This is a genomic window from Micromonospora sp. NPDC048040, assembly GCF_055587185.1.
The window spans coordinates 18,247-35,587 of the sequence record NZ_JBVJGT010000028.1; the positions used below are offsets into that span (position 1 = coordinate 18,247).

The 17,341-nt window shown below is 72.7% G+C and carries 15 protein-coding genes; 5 read left to right on the plus strand and 10 right to left on the minus strand.

Annotated features, from left to right (window positions below; all coding sequences use genetic code 11):
* Nucleotides 1–45: 45 nt before the first annotated feature.
* The 7 genes from ACZ6O2_RS23470 to ACZ6O2_RS23500 all read right to left on the minus strand — a co-directional run bounded on the left by ACZ6O2_RS23470 (nucleotide 46) and on the right by ACZ6O2_RS23500 (nucleotide 9,633).
* On the minus strand, nucleotides 46–1,269 hold the full coding sequence (locus ACZ6O2_RS23470) for a multidrug effflux MFS transporter (RefSeq protein WP_466024285.1): 1,224 nt from the start codon (nucleotides 1,267–1,269) through the stop codon (nucleotides 46–48).
* A gap of 400 nt (nucleotides 1,270–1,669) precedes the next feature.
* Nucleotides 1,670–2,905: an outer membrane protein assembly factor BamB family protein gene (locus tag ACZ6O2_RS23475; protein ID WP_466024286.1), complete on the minus strand. Its 1,236-nt coding sequence runs from the start codon at nucleotides 2,903–2,905 to the stop codon at nucleotides 1,670–1,672.
* Nucleotides 2,906–2,980: 75 nt separating this feature from the next.
* Nucleotides 2,981–4,375, minus strand: coding sequence for an FAD-dependent oxidoreductase (locus ACZ6O2_RS23480; protein WP_466024287.1), 1,395 nt, complete (start codon nucleotides 4,373–4,375; stop codon nucleotides 2,981–2,983).
* A 207-nt stretch (nucleotides 4,376–4,582) separates the two neighbouring features.
* Nucleotides 4,583–5,668 carry a PQQ-dependent sugar dehydrogenase gene (locus ACZ6O2_RS23485; protein ID WP_466024288.1) on the minus strand — a complete coding sequence of 362 codons (1,086 nt, stop codon included), beginning with the start codon at nucleotides 5,666–5,668 and terminating at the stop codon, nucleotides 4,583–4,585.
* Between the two features lie 216 nt (nucleotides 5,669–5,884).
* Nucleotides 5,885–6,187 (minus strand): GNAT family N-acetyltransferase, encoded by a 303-nt coding sequence (locus ACZ6O2_RS23490; RefSeq protein ID WP_350711959.1) that lies wholly within the window; start codon nucleotides 6,185–6,187, stop codon nucleotides 5,885–5,887.
* Nucleotides 6,188–6,265: 78 nt separating this feature from the next.
* On the minus strand, nucleotides 6,266–7,849 hold the full coding sequence (locus ACZ6O2_RS23495) for a DHA2 family efflux MFS transporter permease subunit (protein ID WP_350711960.1): 1,584 nt from the start codon (nucleotides 7,847–7,849) through the stop codon (nucleotides 6,266–6,268).
* Between the two features lie 206 nt (nucleotides 7,850–8,055).
* On the minus strand, nucleotides 8,056–9,633 hold the full coding sequence (locus ACZ6O2_RS23500; protein WP_466024289.1) for a helix-turn-helix domain-containing protein: 1,578 nt from the start codon (nucleotides 9,631–9,633) through the stop codon (nucleotides 8,056–8,058).
* Between the two features lie 154 nt (nucleotides 9,634–9,787).
* Here ACZ6O2_RS23500 and ACZ6O2_RS23505 point away from each other — a divergent pair, with 154 nt between their 5' ends.
* Both ACZ6O2_RS23505 and ACZ6O2_RS23510 read left to right on the plus strand, forming a co-directional pair.
* Nucleotides 9,788–11,050 (plus strand): NAD(P)/FAD-dependent oxidoreductase, encoded by a 1,263-nt coding sequence (locus tag ACZ6O2_RS23505; protein ID WP_350711962.1) that lies wholly within the window; start codon nucleotides 9,788–9,790, stop codon nucleotides 11,048–11,050.
* Nucleotides 11,051–11,260: 210 nt separating this feature from the next.
* The gene (locus ACZ6O2_RS23510; protein WP_466024290.1) at nucleotides 11,261–11,818 is read left to right on the plus strand and encodes a hypothetical protein; all 558 of its coding nucleotides are present in this window, start codon (nucleotides 11,261–11,263) and stop codon (nucleotides 11,816–11,818) included.
* A 26-nt stretch (nucleotides 11,819–11,844) separates the two neighbouring features.
* Here the strand turns inward: ACZ6O2_RS23510 and ACZ6O2_RS23515 are convergent, their stop codons facing one another.
* Nucleotides 11,845–12,261 (minus strand): TraR/DksA family transcriptional regulator, encoded by a 417-nt coding sequence (locus ACZ6O2_RS23515; protein ID WP_466024291.1) that lies wholly within the window; start codon nucleotides 12,259–12,261, stop codon nucleotides 11,845–11,847.
* 574 nt (nucleotides 12,262–12,835) lie between these two features.
* On the opposite strand from ACZ6O2_RS23515, the gene ACZ6O2_RS23520 reads away from it, so the two are divergent.
* The 3 genes from ACZ6O2_RS23520 to ACZ6O2_RS23530 all read left to right on the plus strand — a co-directional run bounded on the left by ACZ6O2_RS23520 (nucleotide 12,836) and on the right by ACZ6O2_RS23530 (nucleotide 16,225).
* Nucleotides 12,836–14,659 (plus strand): AMP-dependent synthetase/ligase, encoded by a 1,824-nt coding sequence (locus ACZ6O2_RS23520; protein WP_466024292.1) that lies wholly within the window; start codon nucleotides 12,836–12,838, stop codon nucleotides 14,657–14,659.
* Nucleotides 14,660–14,773: 114 nt separating this feature from the next.
* A complete protein-coding gene (locus tag ACZ6O2_RS23525; protein WP_466024293.1) occupies nucleotides 14,774–15,472 on the plus strand; it encodes a hypothetical protein in 699 nt (232 codons plus the stop codon).
* A 9-nt stretch (nucleotides 15,473–15,481) separates the two neighbouring features.
* The gene (locus ACZ6O2_RS23530) at nucleotides 15,482–16,225 is read left to right on the plus strand and encodes an N-acetyltransferase (RefSeq protein WP_466024294.1); all 744 of its coding nucleotides are present in this window, start codon (nucleotides 15,482–15,484) and stop codon (nucleotides 16,223–16,225) included.
* Between the two features lie 169 nt (nucleotides 16,226–16,394).
* Here the strand turns inward: ACZ6O2_RS23530 and ACZ6O2_RS23535 are convergent, their stop codons facing one another.
* Nucleotides 16,395–16,880, minus strand: coding sequence for an SRPBCC family protein (locus tag ACZ6O2_RS23535; protein ID WP_466024295.1), 486 nt, complete (start codon nucleotides 16,878–16,880; stop codon nucleotides 16,395–16,397).
* A 3-nt stretch (nucleotides 16,881–16,883) separates the two neighbouring features.
* Nucleotides 16,884–17,225: an ArsR/SmtB family transcription factor gene (locus ACZ6O2_RS23540; RefSeq protein WP_350711969.1), complete on the minus strand. Its 342-nt coding sequence runs from the start codon at nucleotides 17,223–17,225 to the stop codon at nucleotides 16,884–16,886.
* Nucleotides 17,226–17,341 lie beyond the last annotated feature (116 nt).

Genomic DNA, 17,341 nt, shown 5'->3' on the forward strand with positions numbered 1-17,341 from the left:
GGGCGGCGCCACGACCGCCGCCCGGCCACGAAACACGGCAGCTCCTCAGTGCGCTGCCACGACCACCGCTGCCGGTTCCAGTTCGGCGAGCCGGGACGGCCGCACCACCACGAGCAGGACCACCATCGCCGCCACCATGCCGCCCGCGACCACGAGGGCCATGGCGACCGCGCCCGTGCCCAGCACACCCACCAGGGGCGCGGCCAGCGCGCCGACGCCGAACTGCACCGCGCCGAGCAGGGCCGATGCCGTACCGGCCGCTTCCCCGTGCCGGGACAGGGCCAGGGCTGGCGCGTTCGGCATCGCAAGCCCCGCCGCGGCGAGCACCACCCACAACGACGCCAGCAGGCTCGGCAGACCGCCGAGCCCCGTCGCGGCGAAGGCGAGCAGCGCCACACCGGCGCCCGTTCCCACAGCCAGGGCGACGACGAGGATCCGCTGCGGCGAATAGCGGCGCAGCAGCCGTACGTTGAACTGCGTCGCCGCGATCAGCCCCACCGCGCCCGCGCCGAAGGCCAGCCCGAACTGCTGCTCGTTCAGCCCGTACTGCTCTTGCAGGACGAACGACGACCCGGCCACGTACGCGAACAACGCCGCCATGGCGAGCCCGGCGACCAGGACGAGACCCACGAACGTGCGGTCCCGCAGCAGCGAGCCGTACACGACAACCGTCGCGACCACCCCGCCGCGCTGACGCCGGTCCGCCGGCAGCGTCTCGCGCAGCCCGAGCGCGGCGACCACGACGAGCAGCACCCCGAGGACCGCCAGGGCCACGAACACGCCGCGCCAGTCCGTCCAGCGCAGCAACCCGCCGCCGAGGGTCGGGGCGAGGATCGGCGCCGCCCCCATGACCAGCAGCAGCCGGGAGAGCAACGTGGCGAAGGCCGCGCCGCTGAACAGGTCGCGGACCACGGCCATCGCGACCACCGAGGCCGCCGCCACGCCGAGGCCCTGCACCACCCGCAACACACCGAGTACCGCGATGTTCGGTGCGAGGACGCAGAGCACCGACGCCACGACGTGCAGCGCGATACCGGCGATCAGCGGCACGCGCCGCCCGACGGCGTCGGACAGCGGGCCGATCAGCAACTGGCCGACGGCGAGGCCCGCCAGCGTGCCGGTGAGGGTGAGTTGGACCGCCGCCGACGTGGTCTGGAAGTCCGCGACGATCGCGGGCAGCGCGGGCAGGTACATGTCGATGGTCAGCGGACCCACCGCGATCAGCGACCCGAGCACGAGGACGAGCCGCAGGCGTTGCCCTGCGCTCATCAGGTCACCCGGCGTCCCCGAGGCGGCGGGACCAGCGGGAGTATCGACGGTAGCGGTCATCGGATCGTTTCCGACCGGTCGACCCGCAGCCGCGGGGACTGTGCAGAAGTCATAACTGGCTCCAAATCCCGATCCGGGTGATCTCATTCCCCGGCGGACCAGGACGCAACGAAGATCACACAGCGGCCTCTCTGCCCGGCGGCCAACCAGCAGAGACCGGACGTCGCCTACCAGACGAACGAACGCGGCCAGCCGGACGGACCGGTTCAGAACGTGTGCAGGTCCAGGATGCTCCCGTCCGATCCCCCGGAATGGCTCACCGCGACCCAGTCGTCTCCGGCGCCAGCGAGCCAACCGGGGTAACGGCCGAGTTGGCGGCCGGTCGGCACGTCGTAAACGATCACGAACGGCCGGTGGCCCGTCGCGCCGCTGACGCCACGAGCCGTCCGGTCACGGTCGACCGCCAAGTCGCCGACCCACCGGAGAGCCCCGGATCCGGCGCGGTCCACCGCGACGCGCCGGTGGTCATGTCGAGCAGCTCCAGCTCACCCTCGTCGGCGCTGCGCCGCACCAGCACGGACCGGTCGTCCCCGTCGATCGGTACGCCGGCGGTGGCACCCTCCCACTCCGCCTTGCCGTTGCGCAGGTCCACCAACTGTGGCCGGCCGGTCGCGCTGACCGCGACGAGCCGGGTGCCGGCCCCGATCAGGACCAGCCCGCTCTGATGGTTCGTCAACCGCTTGACGCACTCACCATCCTCGTTACGCCCGCTGAAGACCTCACCGGACCAGCCTCTGGCACCGGTTGCCGCGTTGACGGTGTCGATGCTGACGGTGCACTGCCGATCACCCCGGGGTGGATCGTTGTCGGTGGTCACCAGCAGGTCGCCTGCGACGAAGCCGTACCAGGCCCGGCTCGGCAACCGCCCGGCCCCGGCCTTGCCGGTGGTGGTCGCGACTGCCGTGTAGGTAGGGGCGGACGCGCTCAGCCGCACCGCCACGTACCGCCCGGTGGGCGGGGCATACGGAATACGCGCACCGAGCGCGACGTCGGTCACCCGGGCGAACCGGTCGGCGGCCAGTTTCCAGAGCTGACGGCCGTCCCGGATGTCCCGGGCGATGACCACGCACTTCGCCGACTGCCCTGTGCCCACGCACTCCTTGTTGTAGACGACCTGTTGCTGGACGATGACGTCCTGGGTGTCCTCGGCCCGCCAGCGGGTGGCGCCGGTGACCGCGTCGAGCACCTCCAGCGGTCCTCCGTCGCTGGCGCTCGCGACGATCAGACCGTCGGTGACCGCGTACTGATAGCTCGTCGGGAACGGATGGCGCCACCGTTCCTGCCCGGTGGACCGGTCCACCGCCCGGAGTTCCCGCTCGTCGGGCACGACGATCAGCTGGCCGATCTGCGCCAGCTGATCGACGAGCCGGTTGACCGACACCGACCAGACCGGGTCGGGGCCCTCCTGCCCCGGCCGGCTGCCCCGGCCCCGTAGGGTCTCCTGGCTCGCCTCGACCTGCGGCGCAGGCTGCTCCGGCGGCTCCGCCCGAGGCCCGGCGCACGCGGCGAGCCCGAGGACCAGGCTCAGGGCCGCTCCGGCAAGGCTCCATCGGGGCAGGCGGTACGACGGTGACAACGGTCTCTCCCTCGATCGGCGGCGAGGGCCCCACCGTAGGACCCGCCCGCACCCGGAGAAGGCGTGACGCCGGAACTACCGGAAGGTGGCGCGGTCAGGGTGCCGACGGTTGGCGCGCAGGGCGGCCAGCACCACGCCCGGTGTGGCCAGCGACCTCGGATGGGCACGCATGGAGACGACCTCGTTGAACCGCCGCGCGACCGCGACGTCCGTGACGGTCGCCGTGACGATCTGCCGGCTGACCCAACCCGAGAAGCGGTGGCCGCGCGGGTAGGGCCCGTCGACGTGCGGCAGGGCCAGGTCGGCGGAGGTGGACGTCGACCACGCGGCGTCGACCACGACCCTCTGCCAGTCGAAGAACCGGCGCGCGGGCAGGCCCGGATCCGGCCGTGACCGCAGGTACACCGACAGGCAGGCCGCGTGCAGGGCCGCCGCCGTCATTCCCTGCCCGTACACCGGGTTGAACGACGCGACCGCGTCGCCGACGCTCACCAGCCGGGCCGGGAACCGCTTGAGCGCGTGGAAGTCCCGCCGCCGGCTGTCGGCATGGCGGTAGGTCCGGACGTCGCCGAGCATCTCGTTCCCGGCGACGTCACCGAACTCCGGTGGGAAGTGGTCCCGCAGCCGCCGCACGAAATCCTCGGCGGTGCTTCCCGGGCGGTTGTCGCCGTACCCGGCCATCATCGCCATCCACCGGCCGTCCTCGACGGCGAAGACCGCGGCTCCGGCCACGTCCGGCGACGTCCCCGGACTGTGCAGCGCCATGACGACCGTGAGGTCGGGATCCGTCTCCGGGCGTCGGAACAGGGCCGTGGCGTAGTTCAGGTTCACGGTCATCCGCCGCGTGACGGGGCGGTCCCAGCCGGCATGCTCCAGCCATTCGGACAGCCTGCTCGAACGCCCCATGGCGTCCACCACGAAGTCGCCGCTCTCGACGCCGGGCACCCCGCCGACGTCGCAGCGGACGCCGGTGGCCGCGCCACCGTCGAGCACGAGACCCGTGGCGCGGGCGACGACCGTCTTCACGTTGGGCAGTCGAAGCACCTGCTGCCGGATGAGCCCCTCCAGCAGCGGTCGGGTGCCCGCCAGGCTGTCGGCGTCGTCGGGCACGACAACCTTCAGCCGGCCGTCGAGGTAGGCGCGTCTGGTCCCGGGGGGAGCCTCGACCGCTCCCTGGGCCAGCGCCTGTTCGCGGAAGCCGGGAAACAGGCGTTCGAGCTGGAGGAAGCCACCGGGCAGCAGCGCGTGCAACTGCGTCCCCTGTGGCACGCCCCGCCGACCGCCGGTCAGATGCAGGTCGTCCCGGTCGACGACGACGACGCTCTCCGCGTGGTCGGACAACACCCGGGCGGCCAGCAGGCCGGCGACACTGCCGCCGACCACGACGGCCCTGCCCATGACCGGAGACTGCCGGGCGGCTGGTCGCACGGCGTTCAACGCGGCGAAGACCTTCGTCGGGGAGAGGGGCATCGTGCTCTCCAAGGGGTACGAGAGGTGCCGCGCACGCGCCTGCCGAGCGGGCTGCGCGTACGCGGCCCCACGGGGCGGACCGGCCGACATGACGCTCGTCGATCGTCGCACAGGCAGCGGGCGCCGCCCCGGCAGGTCGCCCACCAACCGGTCCTCGGTGCGACTGCGCGACCATGACGAACGCGTGCCCGGGTCGGGGCGCGGGCGTCACCGCCACCAGGAGCGCGGCGGGAACCGCAGGATCCGGTCGCCTGCCGCGGGAACGCCCCGGCCGTCACGGTTGCTGGTCGTCACCCAGAGGGAGCCGTCCGGTGCGTACGCGACGGCACGCAGCCGGCCGTAGGTGCCGACGAGTTGCGCGGTGGGCGTGCCGGCCCCGTCGAGCGGTACGACCCACAGCCGGGCGCCGCGCAGGGCCGCGACGTAGAGCGTCCTGCCCACGATCACCGCGCCGCTGGGCGACGCCTCGGCGGGCGTCCACGTCACGATCGGGTCGCGGAAGCGCGGGTCGCCGGCCACTCCCTCCACCACCGGCCAGCCGTAGTTGCCGCCCGGCACGATGCGGTTGACCTCGTCGAAGCGGCTCGAACCGAACTCGGTCGCGTAGAGCCGACCCCGCCAGTCCCAGGCCAGGCCCTGCACGTTGCGGTGGCCGAGGCTGTAGACCAGGGACCCGGCGGTCGGGTTGCTCCACGGCACGGTGCCGTCCGGCCGCATCCGCAGGATCTTGCCGTTGCGGTGCGACGGGTCCTGGGCGGTGGCCGGCTGCCCGGCGTCGCCGACGCCCGTGTAGAGCATCCCGTCGGGGCCGAACGCGATGCGCCCGCCGTTGTGCGCGCCGGAACGGGCGAGCCCGGTGAGAACCGGCTGCTGGACCTGCGGCGCGGTGAGCCGGAAGCGGACGATCCGGTTGTCGACGCTGGAGGTGAAGTACACGTACACGAATCCGTCGGTGCGGTAGCGGGGCGAGACGGTCAGCCCGAGCAGCCCGGCCTCTCCCGTCGCGACGACCCCCGAGATCTGCGCGACCTGCTGCGGGGCCGACCCGCGGCGTACCCGCAGGACCCGCCCGCTGTTCCGCTCGGTGACGAGCGCACTGCCGTCGGGCAGGAAGTCCAGCCCCCACGGCGCTTCGAGGCCGGTGGCGACGGTCTCCGGCCGGGTGAAGTCGAACCCGCGCCAGCCGAATCCGCGCTCGCCGCTGGGTGCGTGAGCGGTCGCCGTGGCGGGCGGCCCGGCGACGCTGACGCAGACGACGAGGGCGATACCGGCGACAACGCTGCGTCTTCTCATGGCGTACCCCGGGGTCTTCGACACACGCCAGTTGATGCCGGCGTCGCCCGCCAGGGACAGGCGAGCGCGACACCACTCTCCTCGTCCCGCCGTCTCGGGACCGTCACCGCGACGCCCGCCACGGAGACGCCGGATGTGCGGCCGTCAGGCGACGCGCCGGGACGGACCCCAGCCCGCGGGCGGTCTCGCTCGGCTGTCGGCGAGGTGACCCGGCCGCTACTTCACCTTGCGCGTCGACCGGGTCACGATGGCGTCGTACTCGGGGTGCTTCTCCAGCCATCCGCTGAGGTACGGGCAGATGGGCACCACGGTCCGGCCTCTGGCGCGGGCGTCGTCCATCACCGCTCGGGCCAGGGTCGATGCCACTCCCCGGCCCTCGAACTCCGCGTCGACCTTGGTGTGGGTGTAGGCGATGATGGTGCCGGTCAGTTGGTAGGTGACGACACCGGCCAGCGCTCCGGTCTCGTCCCGCGCCTCGAACCGCTCCCGCTCCGGCGCGTCTGTCACGGTGAACTGCACCAAGCCATCCAATCACGGAGCGGTCCACGGACCGGGCGGGGCCGCCGGGGTGTGCCCGACGGCCCCGCCCGGCGCGGGTCAGTGCAGGAGGACGGGAACCTTCTCCTGCTCCGCCTGCTGACCGTCGAGCAGGTGCGACGGCTCGCGCCGACGGGGCAGGAACACGGCCGGGATGAACGTGGCCAGCACCAGCGCGAACCCGACCCAGAACGTGTTCGCGAACGCACCGGCGGCAAAGTCGAGGCCACGGTCGATGAGCGACGGGTCGACCGGGAACTGCTGGGCCAGCTCCGGCTGCTGCTGGACGGCGGTGGCGAGGCCGGCTTCGGTCACCGGCTCGCCGCTCGGGTCGGTCACGCCGGGGATCGGCCGCGAGCCGTTCAGCTCGCTGGTGAGGATCACCGACATCACCGCGGCGCCGACGGACCCGCCGATCTGCTGGAGGATGTTGACCAGCGTGGAGCCGCGGGCGACCTCGTGGGCGCTGAGAGTCTTCAGCGCCGAGGTCATGATCGGCATCATGGTGCCGCCCATGCCGAGGCCCATGACGAACAGCGACCCGCAGAGCAGCCAGTACGACGTGTCCGGGCCGAGCTGGGTGAAGGTGAAGAACCCGGCGGCGATGAGCACCAGCGCGAACGGCACCGTGCGACCGACGGGCACCCGGTCGGCCAGCATTCCGGCCACCGGCATCGTCATCATCGCGCCGATGCCCTGCGGCGCTATCAGCAGGCCGGCGGCCAGCGTCGACTCGCCGCGGACCAGCAGGAAGTAGCTCGGGAACAGAATGCCGGCGCCCATGAACGCGATGATGAACACGAACATGGTCACCGACGCGATGGTCAGGTTGCGGTTGGCGAACAGCCGCAGGTCGAGCAGGGGGTGCCGGGGCTTGAAGGAGTAGAGGACGAACGCGACGACGAGCACTCCGCCGACCAGCATGGGCGCCCATACCTCGGGGTCGGCGAAGGTGCCTGCCTCAGGCAGCGTGGAGACGCCGTAGAGGAAGAGCGCGAGCCCCGGCGAGAGCATCAGCATGCCGACGAAGTCGAACGACTCGGAAGGCTCGGGGGCGTCCTTCGGCAGCGCCAGCGCGGCGTAGACGAGCGCGACGGCGCCGATCGGCAGGTTGATCAGGAAGATCCAGTGCCAGCTCGCCGTGTCGATCAACCAGCCGCCGAGGATCGGACCACCGATGGGCCCGAGCAGCATCGGGATGCCGAGGACAGCCATCAGCCGGCCGATCCGGTGGGGTCCGGCCGCCCGGGTCATGATCGTCATCCCGATGGGCATGAGCATGCCGCCGCCGAGGCCCTGCAGCACGCGGTAGCCGATCAACTGCCCGATCGTGTCGGCGGTGGCGCACAGCACGGACCCGATCGTGAACAGGGCCAGCGCGATCATGTAGAGCCGCTTGGTGCCGAACCGGTCGGCGGCCCAGCCGCTGAGCGGGATCACGGTGGCCAGCGCGAGCGTGTAGGCGGTCATCGTCCAGGCGACCTGGGCGTAGGACGCGTCGAACTCGCGTTGGAAGGTCGGCAGGGCGACGCTGACGACCGTCACGTCGAGGATCGACATGATCGCGCCGAGGACGACGACCCCTGCCACCTTGAGGACTGCGGCGTCGAGTTTGTCTGAGGTCGCGATGGATTGCTGTGTCACAAAGTCTCCTGATCCCCGTTGGGCCAGCGGGAGCTGGCCAGGCGCCGATCGGTACGGCCGGCGCGCGCTGTCACGTGCGCAGCGATGTCCGCGGGCAGACTAACGACCGGCAGTGACATTCGGCTTCCGGATTTCCGGCTGTCGAGGCCGACGTCACTCCGCACAAGTCGCGCCGAAAGGCCCACTCCGCGTTGAAAGCGGTCCCCCTATGCCGTCGGGCGGGGCGCGGTCGGCGCGGGACCCAGCGCCGCGAGTTGGATCTGCAACGCCAACCGCGTACGCGGCGACTCGAGATCGACGGCGACGACCTCGGCGAGGCGGCGCAGGCGGTACCGGAGCGTGTTGGGGTGCACGTGCAACTGCCGGGCGGCCCGCTTCGGGTCGCCCTGCTGCTCCAGCCAGGCCGCGACGGTGGCGACGTAGTCGGTGCCGTGCTGCCGGTCGTGGGCGACGAGGTCGGGCAGCGGGCCGCCGACCAGCAGGTCGGCGCTCGGCACGGCGCGGACCACGCGGTGCACGACCACCTCCGCCCACTGGTCCTCGAACCGCAGCACCGGTCCCCGCTGCCGGGCCGGGCCGTGCAGCGCGAGCAGTTCCGCCGCCTCGGCCCGGGAGCGCGGCAGGTCCGTCAGGTTCCTGGCGACGCCGCCGGACGCGGCGTACAGCCCCGGGTCGTGCACGGCGATGTCGCGGATCAGCCGCTCCATCCAGCGCCGGGAACCGGGCGACTCGCCGCCGTCGACCAGGACGGCGAACAGGACGTCGCCGACGTCCGCGATCAGCGGTTGGCGCCACCCGTGGCGGCGGGTGATCGACTCCCACAGGGCCAGGTTGTCCACCATCTCCCCCGTGCCGCCGTGCGTGCCGAGCCCGACGACCCGCCACGGGCCCTCGGGAAGCGCCAACTCCTCCCGGCCCATCCGGCCGGGCGCCCGCAGGGCGGCCCGCAGCCGGTCGGCCGAGACCCGGCGCGCGACGTCGGCCTGCACCCGCAGGCGGAGCAGGTGCAGCGCCAGCACGGACGCCGTGCCCTGGAGGTCGCGCAGCCGCGCGGCGGGGACCGGGCCCTCGACGACGGCCCAGATCGAGCCGAGCAGCTCGCCCCCGGCCCGGATCGGGATGATGAGCCGGGGCAGCGTCCCGTCGGGCCCCTGCGGCACGAAGATCAGCTCGCTGCCGGTCGCCAGTTTGCGGAAGACCCCACGGGACCGGAAGTGCGCGACCACGTTGCCGGGGGCGCGCCGCCCGACGATCGTCGAGACGCGTGCCGGGTCGGTGCGGTCCTGACGTGACGAGTACGCCAGCACCCGGGACTGGGCGTCCTCGATCGTCACCGGCGCGTCGACCACGGCGGCGGTCGCGTCGGCGAGGGCGAACAGTTCGTCGTACACGCCGGTCTCCCCGGTGTCGGCCGGGCCGGGCGCGACGGCCCGGTCGATCACCCCGCGCAGCAGCCAGACGAGCTGGGCCCACGAACCGTGGCTCTGCAGCTCGACCAGGGTCAGCCGCCGCTCGGCGGCGGCCGCCGTCACGGCGGGGTGCCCGGCCAGCGGAGGCTTGAGCACGAGGCCGGCTGCCCCCGCCTCGGCGTAGCGCGCGACGACGGCGAGCGCCTGATCCGGGGTGCCGATGCCCGCACCGAGCACGAGGTCGCCGCTCTGGCCGCTCGTGGCCTCGTCGACCTCGGCGAGGGTCACGTCGCGGACCTCGGCCTCGTCGGCGGGTACGACGACCTTGAGCAACGCGGCGCCGACCGCGTCCACCACGCCAGCCACGGTGATCACGACCAGATTGTGCCTCGTCCTTGTTCGCTTCGGCCAATCGTCGGGACAAGCCTTGGCCTGCCGAAACAATGACGTACCGGCGGGTCGGGGACAGGATGGGCGCGATCCCGGTCGCCCCGAAGGAGAGACCGGTTGCCCTGAAGGAGAGAAACGGATGCCCCCCATCGAGTCCGCCCCCGCCCCCCAGCGCGTCGCCGTCGTCGGCGCGGGGATGGTCGGGCTGGCCACCGCCTGGTTCCTGCAGGAACGGGGCGTCCAGGTCACCGTGCTCGACCGTACCGGCGTGGCGGCGGGCGCGTCGTGGGGCAACGCCGGCTGGCTCACCCCCGGCATCACCACTCCCCTGCCGGAGCCGGCGGTGCTGCGTTACGGGCTGCGGGCCGTCCTGAGCCCGTCGTCGCCGGTCTACGTGCCGCCGCGCGCCGACGCCCGGCTCCTGCGGTTCCTGACCGGCTTCGCCCGGCACAGCACCCCGTCGAAGTGGCGCACCGCGATGCAGGCGTTCATCCCGATGAACCGGCGCGCGTTGGAGTCGTTCGACGCGCTGGCGGCCGGCGGGGTCGGGGCGATGACGCACGAGGCGAAGTCGTTCATGGCCGCGTACCGGACCGAGGCCGAGCGGTCGGTCCTGCTGGACGAGCTGGCGCACATCCACTCCGCCGGCCAGGCGATCGAGTTCGACGTCCTGACCGGGGCCGAGGCGCGCGAGGTGGAGCCGTCGCTGTCGGACAACGTCGGCGCCGCCATCCGCCTGCACGACCAGCGGTACATCAACCCCGGGCAGTACGTGCACGCGCTCGCCGACTCCGTCCGCGCCCGCGGCGCGTCGATCGTCGCCGGCGTCGACGTCACCGACATCCGCGACGAGGGCACCGGCGTCCGGGTGGTCACCACCACCGGCACCGACGAGCGCTACGACGCGGTGGTGCTGGCGACCGGCACCTGGCTCGGTGAGCTGGGTCGGCGCTTCGGCGTCCGGACCGTCGTGCAGGCCGGCCGCGGGTACAGCTTCAGCGTCGCGATCGAGCACATGCCGGCCGGTCCGGTCTACTTCCCCGCGCAGCGCGTCGCCTGCACGCCCCTCGGGGACCGGCTGCGCGTCGCCGGGATGATGGAGTTCCGCAGGGCCGAGGCGCCGCTCGACCGTCGCCGCATCTCCGCCATCGCCGAGGCCGCGCGGCCGCTGCTGCGGGGCGCCGACCTCGACGCCCGCGCCGACGAGTGGGTGGGCGCGCGGCCCTGCACCCCCGACGGCCTGCCCCTGATCGGCCGGACCCGCTCGCCGCGCGTCTTCGCCGCCGGCGGCCACGGCATGTGGGGCATCACCCTCGGCCCGCTCACCGGCGAACTGCTCGCCGAGCAGATCACCGGCGGTGGGCAGCCCGTGGAGCTGCGCCCCTTCGACCCGCTGCGCTGACCGGCACCGCCCAGGGCCGGCCGGCTCGGCCCGACTCACCCCGGCAAAGCGGCGCGGCCCGCCGACCAGGAACCACGGTCGGCGGGCCGCGCCGCTTTCCGGTTAGCCTCGCCGTCGTGAGCTTCAGCGCCTACGCCCGCCAGGTCGTCCTCCTGGGCGAAGCGCGGGTCGACGTAGGTCCGCGATCCGGCCCTGCCGCACCGGCGCCGGGTGTCGGCGCTGCGGTCCTGCGTGCAGCCGTACCGGCCGATCGGCTTCCACGCCACGCTCAGCTTCCTCGAGGAGCAGGCCGGGTCGTTCCAGCGGGACGAGGCCGCTCTGCTCCGGGCGCTCGACGCCCTCGTCGCGAGCAGGCTCGCCAGGCGGGCCGAGCGTCGCCGCTATGCCGCCGCGCGCAGCGCCGCCAAGCGCCGTGGCCGGCGCAGCCCGGGCCCGGACGACCCGAATCCGCACCATCGGCGCGGTTACTGGTACGGCGCGCCCGGGTGGGCGGCGCTGCACGCGCTCCGGTTCTGGCAACGCGAACGCCGCCCCGCCCTGCTGCCGTCACTCGACCGGATCGAGGTGTGTTTGGACTCCTGCGTCCGCGCATGTCTGGCGGCGGGGGGACCCTTGACGCCGGCTCAGCGGCAGCTCCTGGCCACCGCCGTCGACGCGCTCGACGAGCGCATCCGCCCCGAGGTGTGGCGCGACCGGGCGGCCTACTTCCGTGCGCGGGACCTGCTGCAGGTCGCCCGGTTCATGGAGATCGCGGCGGAGGCCGCGTAGGTCCCCGCGCCGTCTGATCGTGTGGTCTACCGGCCGTGGAGCCGGCGCCAGGACGGCGCTCCGGCCTTCGGCCACTTGTCTTCGAGAGGTACGCCGGCGGGGGCGGCGGTGTGTGTGCCGTGGGTGGCCTGCTGGTGGGGTTCAGGCTGGCAGGTGGTGCAGTACCGGGCGGACGGCAGGTGAGCCAAGTGCTCGATGGGGATGTCGCCGTGGCACCCTTCGCAGGTGCCGTAGTGGCCCTGTTCCAGGTAGTGCAGCGCCCGGGCGATGTCGCCCAGGGCCCGCCGGGTGGCGGCGGTCAACGCGGAGGCGGCCTCGACATCGGCGCCGTCGGCGCGCATCCGGCGGGCCTGCCGGTCCAGCAGCGCCAGCTGGGTGCTGTGCCGCTCGTACTGCTCCTCCAGGACGATCCGCAGCACGCCCAACTCGTCCTGCCTGCTCACGACGTACACGATCGGGGTTCCTTCCTGCTCGGGACGAAAAGAAAGGGCGGAGCGCTGATGCGCTCCGCCCGCCGGTGCCGGACATGTGGATGTCGGCCGGGTGGCGGCGGGCGGCGCTGGCCGGGCGCCCGCCGGGTCGGCGGCGCGACGATCGGCGCGACCGTGCCCCGGCGGACGCGGGCGACCACCGCCCCGACGAGGTGACGCATGGTCGTGTCGGTGACGAGGCGGGTCCGCGCGTTCGTCGACGGCGCCGCTGCCGCGGGGACCGGGCGTGAGTGCGCAGCAGCGGCCCGCGGCCCCGACGAGCGGGGCTGCCCGGACAGGCCGCAGAGGATCACGGCGTCACCATAGACCGGCTGCCCGCGGATCGGCCACCACCTGCGGCGGCGGCCACAAAGCCGGGCCGCGGGGACCTTCGGCGGGCGGGATGGCGGGCGCCCTCAGCCGCCGGGACGCTCGGCTACCACGCCGCGGAAACAGCAGGCCCGGTTTCGCCGTTCGCGCGACCGGACGCCGGTGCACGCCTCATCATCGAACTCTCAGCGACCTGACTGAGGGTAGGTGGACGAGCGTGCGGGAGATGGCGGTTGCGCCGGTCGTCACCGACGTCGAGCTCGGCCTGGCCGAGGTGGTGTGGCACAACGCCGAACGCGATCCGGACCAGACGCAGTTCGTACGGCCGGACCCCGACCCCCGGTCCTGGCCGGCTCGCGGGTCCGGGCGTGGCGCGACGACCGTGACCTGCCGACAGTTCCGTGACGACGTGCAGGCGGTCGCCCGAGGTCTGGTGGCCACGGGTGTCCAGCCGGGCGACCGGGTGGCGCTGATGAGCCGCACCCGGTACGAGTGGACCCTGGTGGACTACGCGCTGTGGTCCGTCGGCGCGGTGACGGTTCCCGTGTACGACACGTCGAGCGCGGACCAGTTGGCCTGGATCCTCTCCGATTCGGGCGCGGTCGCCTGCGTGGTGGAGACGGCCGGGCACGCCGCGATGCTGGACGGCCTGCGCGACTCCCTGCCGGCGTTGGCGCACGCGTGGCAGATCGACGCGGGCGACCTGATCCGACTGGCCGGGGCCGGCCGCGCCGTCGACGTCGGGCAGGTGGCGGCCCGCCGTCGGCGCGTGTCGGCGGGCGACATCGCCACGATCGTGTACACCAGCGGCACGACCGGACGGCCGAAGGGTTGCGTCCTGACGCACGGCAACATCGCCCTGGACGTCGGCAACGCGACCGCGATCCTGCCGGAGGTGTTCCATCCCGCCGCGTCGACGGTGCTGTTCCTGCCCCTGGCCCACGCCTTCGCCCGGATGATCCAGGTCGGCGTCGTACACACGCGCGCCACCATGGTGCACAGCGCGGACATCGGCGGCGTGCTGGACCAGCTCCGCCGGTACCGTCCGACGTTCGTCCTGGCCGTGCCGCGGGTGTTCGAGAAGATCTACGACCGGGCGAGACGGAAGGCGACCGACGAGCACCGGGGCTGGCTGTTCGCGGTCGCCGACCGGGTGGCGGTGCGGTACAGCCGCGCGCGGGACACCCGTGGCGGACCGGGGACCGTGCTGCGGCTGGCGCATCTGGTGTGCGACGTACTGGTCTATCGCAAGCTGCGGGCGGCGCTGGGTGGACGCTGCCGGGTGGCGATCGTCGGCGGGGCACCGCTGGCGCCGCGGCTCGCGCACTTCCTCCGCGGCGCCGGCCTCACGGTGCTCGAAGGGTACGGGCTGACCGAGACCTCGCCCGCCCTGACGGCCAACACGCCGGCGGCGATGCGGATCGGCACGGTGGGCCGTCCGCTGCCCGGAGTCGAGATCGCGATCGCCGAGGACGGGGAGATCCTGGCCCGGGGAGGGGTGGTCTTCCCCGGATACTGGAACAACGCGGAGGCCACCCGCGAGACGTTCACCGACGGTTGGCTGCGTACCGGCGACCTCGGGGCACTCGACGAGGACGGCTACGTGCGGGTCACCGGGCGGAAGAAGGACATCATCGTCACGGCGTCCGGCAAGAACATCGCCCCCGCCCCGTTCGAGGACCAGGTCCGCGCGGATCCGCTGGTCAGCCAGTGCGTGGTGATCGGCGACGGCCGGCCGTACCTCGTCGCGCTGGTCACGATCGACCCGCAGGCGTGGCCGGGGTGGCGGGCCGCGCACGGTCGTGCGGACGCCTCGGTGTCGGACCTGCGGGATTCCCCGGCGCTGCGGGAGGCGGTCCAGCACGCGGTCGACCGGGCCAACCGCGCGGTGTCCCGGGCCGAGCAGATCAAGAAGTTCAGCGTCCTTCCCCGCGACCTCACCGAGGCCGACGGTGAACTCACCCCCACGTTGAAGGTACGGCGAGCGGTGGTGCAGGAGCGCTACGCCGCCGACATCGAGGCGCTCTACCGCGACCACTGACGCCCCTGCCGGGGACAGGCTCATTGACACGGAGCGTCGTACGGATTCCACTGCTTGCAACAGCACCGCCGGCCCGGCTCGCCTGACCGACCGTTGCAACAGTGGGGAGGCGTCATGTCCACGCCCGTCAAGCCGCCGCAGGACGCCGTGACCCTCCGCCGTCTCCGTCTCGGGATCGGCACGGTCGGCATCGCCCTGCCGATCGTGCTGACGGTCGGCAACGCGCTGCTCACCGGCAGGTTGGTTCTGCTCGACTCGATCAGCGCCTCCTACCACACCGGCATGCGAGACGTCTTCGTCGGCGGAATGTGCGCCATGGGCGTCTTCCTCGTCTGCTACCGCTACCGGAAGGTGGACGACGTCCTCAGCTCGATCGCCGGCGTGCTGGCGATCGCGGTGGCGCTGTTCCCCGCCGCGACGGGTGCGCCGAGGGGAACGCTCACGCCCACCGACGTCACGATCGGGCGGCTGCACCAGGTCTCGGCCGCTGCCCTGTTCGTGCTGCTGGCCGTCTTCTGCATCTTCCTGTTCCCCCAGACCGGCTCGACGGTCCCCGCGGCAGGGCGGACGCGGGCCCGCAACGGCATCTTCTACGCCTGCGGCGGCATCATCATCGGCGCCATCGCGCTCGCAGTGGCGAGCAACGCTCTGCCCTTCTCCGTCCGCGACACGCTCAAGCCGCTGTTCTGGTGCGAGGCGGTGGCGGTGCTCGCCTTCGGTGCCGCGTGGCTCGTCAAGGGCGAAGCGATGTTCCGCGACTCACAACCGCCCCCGGCCGAATCCGAGGTGCGCCGCGCGGCCCCGACCCTCTAGGGTTCCGCCGTGGCTTTGGAGATCGTGACCCTGGCGGACCGTCCGGACCTGGCACCGCTGCTCGACGACGACTTCGACGGGGCGTGGCCGCAGTTCATGCTCTGGGACCCGATGGGCGCGGTGTACTACGGCGTCGCCCACGACCTGTACCCCGAGTTCGTGTTCGCCGCCGTCGACTCCGCCGAGCCCGGACGCGCCGTCGCCCGGGCGTACGCCGTGCCGCTGCGCTGGACGGAGGCGGAGCTGCCCGACGGCGGCTGGGACCGGGTGATCCAGCGTGCCACCATCAACCGCCTCACCGGCGCCACCCCGAACATCGTCTCGGCCTTGGAGATCTGCATCCGGCCGGACCGGCGGGGCACCGGCCTGTCGGCCCTGATGCTCGCCGCCATGCGGGAGACCGTCGCGAAGCGGGGCTACGACACGCTGGTCGCGCCGGTCCGCCCGAGCGGCAAGCACACCCGGCCCGACCTGCCGATGACGGAGTACGCGGCGCAGGTCCGCGAGGACGGCCTGCCGGTCGACCCGTGGCTGCGGGTGCACGTCCGCGGGGGTGGGCGCATCGAACGCGTCGCTCCCCGGTCGATGACGATCACCGGGACGCTCGCCGACTGGCGCCGCTGGACGGGCCTGCCGTTCGACACCAGCGGACCGGTCCACGTGCCGGGCGCCCTCGTGCCCGTGCACTGCGACGTGGCGCACGACCACGCCGTCTACGTCGAGCCCAACGTCTGGGTCCGGCACCGCCTGTAGGCCGCCGCGCACGGCACCACACCGGTCGGCCCCGGCGGTCGCCGGGCAAACCTCGCCCTACTCCGCAACGAGTACTGCTCACCGTGTCGGCGATGCTGTCGAGGTCCTGCTCGGCGCGATCGCGCGTCGTCGTCGGACCGGGGCCATGGCGGCCCCGGTCCCACGACGATCAGGAGGTGACCAGGTCGTCGATCTGGTTGATCGCCGAAGTGGCGCCCTCCACGATGCCCATGTCCAGCACCTGCTGCAGTGCCTCGGCGGAGGCGTACCTGCCCACGTAGGTCGCGCGGGTGCCGCCGTTGTGCTCGGTGAAGGTGTAGGCATTCTTGGAGACCGGCAGTTCCGGCCTCGGGTTGAAGTCCAGGTCGGCGAAGCCGTCGTCGAAGGAGAAGCCCCTCGGCTCGTCCACGGCGGTGACCAGCCAGTATCCGGCGTGCTTGTCGCCCTCCGGGCCGGTCATGTAGTAGGTCACGCGACCGCCAGGCGTGAGGTCGTGGTCGACCACCGTCGCCGGGTAGGTCGGCGGTCCCCACACCTTCTCCAGTTGGCGGGGGTCGGCGTAGACCTGCCAGATCCGCTCCACCGGCGCGGCGAATTCCGCGGTGATGGTCAGGGTCAGGTTGTCAAGGTCGTGCTGGACGTCGGTCACGGGCATGGTTCAGTCCTCCTGATCACGGTCCGATGCGATGAGTACGTCGATGCGGGCGATGCGGCCACGCCAAACCTGTTCGAGCTCGGTGAGCATGGACGCCACCGACCGCACCGCCTCCACGTCACCGCTGGCCAGTTGCTCGCGACCACTGCGTCGCTTGGTCAGCAGACCAGCCTTCTCCAGCACGGCGACGTGCTTCTGCACCGCGGCGAAGCTCATGTCGTACTTCGCCGCGAGCGCGGAGACCGAGTGTTCCCCGGCCAGCACGCGGCGCAGGATGTCGCGCCGGGTGCGGTCTGCGAGCGCGTGGAACATGGCGTCCGCGCGGTCGTCGCTCTCCTTGGCCACGGGTCAAATATACAACCGATCGGTTGTATATAGTCAAGGCATGACCAACTACCACCACCGGGCCGATCGGAACCTCGCGCCGTACGTCAGCCTGTCTGTCGGCTCGGCGAGCCGGG